This is a genomic window from Mesorhizobium sp. M2A.F.Ca.ET.037.01.1.1 (assembly GCF_003998075.1).
GTDB lineage: Bacteria > Pseudomonadota > Alphaproteobacteria > Rhizobiales > Rhizobiaceae > Mesorhizobium.
Window position 1 is genome coordinate 1 of the sequence record NZ_RZSA01001016.1, and the last position, 2255, is coordinate 2255.

General features: G+C 65.1%; 3 protein-coding genes. 1 reads left to right on the forward strand and 2 read right to left on the reverse strand.

The features are described from left to right. Together EOA27_RS32740 and EOA27_RS32745 are read right to left on the reverse strand one after the other, a co-directional pair. Positions 1-566, reverse strand: a 566-nt coding sequence (locus EOA27_RS32740) for a 16S rRNA (uracil(1498)-N(3))-methyltransferase (protein ID WP_127258326.1), incomplete at its 3' end; no start/stop codon positions are given. Between the two features lie 134 nt (positions 567-700). After that, positions 701-1345, reverse strand: coding sequence for a hypothetical protein (locus tag EOA27_RS32745; RefSeq protein ID WP_126078884.1), 645 nt, complete (start codon positions 1343-1345; stop codon positions 701-703). An 87-nt stretch (positions 1346-1432) separates the two neighbouring features. On the opposite strand from EOA27_RS32745, the gene EOA27_RS32750 reads away from it, so the two are divergent. Next, a complete protein-coding gene (locus tag EOA27_RS32750; RefSeq protein WP_126083514.1) occupies positions 1433-2131 on the forward strand; it encodes a type 1 glutamine amidotransferase in 699 nt (232 codons plus the stop codon). Positions 2132-2255 lie beyond the last annotated feature (124 nt).

Here is a 2255-nt window from a genome sequence, read left to right on the forward strand (position 1 = left end):
TTCTTCTCCCTTACCGCCTGCAGGGCCGGCAGCGGATTGTTGGTCGAAGCGTCCTCGTCGCAGAAGATCAGCCGCCGCTCCCTGTCCCAACTGGCGAGCAGCCGCTCCAGCTTCTCTGCTTCACGCACGTCCGGCACCGCGAGGATGCCGCATTGCTCGGCCGCCTCGACGACATTGGCGCGCAGCCGCTCGATGCCGGGCTTCGCCACCTGCGTGTGCTGGGTGATGACTGGCTGCAGCACGCCGGCGCCCATCTCGACCGCCTTCTGCACCAGGTAGTCGAGCCGCCCCTGCTTGAGCGGCGCGAAGCAATAGACGAGGTCGGGCAGCGGCGGCTGCGGCCGCTGCAGCTCCAGCACTTTCAACCGGACAGCCTTCTTGGATCTAGCGGCGATCGCAGCCGACCATTCGCCGTCGCGGCCGTTGAAAAGCAGCACCACGGCGCCTTCGCCGAGCCGCAGCACATGGGCGAGGTAATGGCTCTGCTGCTGTCCGGCATCGAATTCGACGCCTGAGCCTAGATCGTCCGGCACGAACAACCGCTGCATTTTGTAGTTGGCGCGCATGGCCCAGGCAGGTCCCGCAAAAGTGTCCCCGCGGTTTTGCGATCAGAACCTGCGAAAAACAAGGGAATCTAGGCAGATATTTGCGGGCCATCCCGCGAATATCTGCCGAGCAATGGGCGAGGCGATGGATATCGTCAAGTGTCGGCGGTCGGATGCCAGACAGGCGCAAAGCCTTGCCGCAGCACCGCGATGGTGGTCGCCGGCGTCAGCAGGCGCAGCGATCGGCCGGTGAAGCGATCGAAGCCGGTTTGACCGGCGAAACCCGCGAAGGACCATTCAAGTGCCTTTCCGGAACGCAGCGCGTAGGCGGTGTCGCCCTGCGCGATCATCGCTCCATCAGGCAAGCCGTCAAGCTCCGGCACGGTTACGCGAGGGGGCCGTCCACCCGAAGCCAGCCGTTCCCTGTGCAGCCGTTTGTCGACCATCGGCGCGCGGGGCTCTGCGATGCCGAAGGCCTTGCCGAAGCGGCCGACGAAATCGGTCGCCCGTTCGCGTCGGCAGAAGAAGCAGGGCCGGTGGCCGGCGGCCAACGCCGTCACCTCGTCAAGGAAGAACAATTCGGTCCAACCAGCCTTTCCTCCCCTGTTGCGGCCCATCGGCTCGCGCCGCACATTGCGGAACTCGCACACACAGATGATCCAGGCCGGCAAGGCCCAGCGCTTCCTCAGCAGAGTCTTGGTCTCCGGATCATGGATGATGCCGCGATTGCCGGTGAACAGGCCGCGTTCCGGCACGGCATGGATGGCGCCGAAGGGATCGACCCGGTTCTGCAGTGGCATAGCTTTCTCTCCCGCCGCGCATCTTGGCTGAAACACGGGCCGCATGATATCGCTCGCCCCAGCCTTTTCATGTCAGCAGGATTCTCGTTGCGCGTGCTGGTGGTCCAGAATTACGACAATACCGGCCTCGGTCAGGTCGGTGCCGCTCTGGCCGAAGCGGGCGCGGATGTCGACCTGCGGCGCCCATACCAGGGCGATACGTTGCCGCAGGACGCAGGCGGGCACGATGCGATGGTCTTGCTGGGCGGCGGGCAGAATGCGCTGGCCGACGAGGACTATCCCTATTTCCCGGCGCTGCTCGAGTTGACCCGCGATTTCGCCGATAAGGACCGCTCGGTGCTCGGCATCTGCCTCGGCGGTCAGCTCCTTGCCCGCGCATTTGGTGGCGACAACCATATCGGCGGCGCCACCGAATTCGGCTGGCACAAGGTCTCGCTGACGCCCGCCGCGAAGTCGGATCCGGTCCTGGCGGCGCTGCCCGAACAATTTCCGATCTTCGAATGGCACGACGACACTTTTGCGCTGCCTCAGAATGCCGTGCGGCTCGCCGGCAGCGCGGTCGCCGAAAACCAGGCCTTCCGCCTCGGCCGCGCCGTCTATGGCTTTCAGTTCCACTTCGAGGCCGACACGCCGATGGTGCGCCACTGGAGCACCTCCTTCGCGGCAACGATAGCCGAGCGCCATCCCGACTGGAACGACCGGCTCGACGACGAGTTGGCCGGTAACGGCCCCGAAGCCGATGCCGCCGGCCTGGCGATCGCCCGCGCCTGGGTGGCTACCATCTAAGGTACGTTGATATTCAGGTAAGGCCGGCCTGACCTGCATCTCGACACATCCGCGCGGACGCAGCGTGGCATAATTGGCACGCCTCAGCGCCTGCGCCTGGGGATAACGCTCTTCTTTCTTGGTT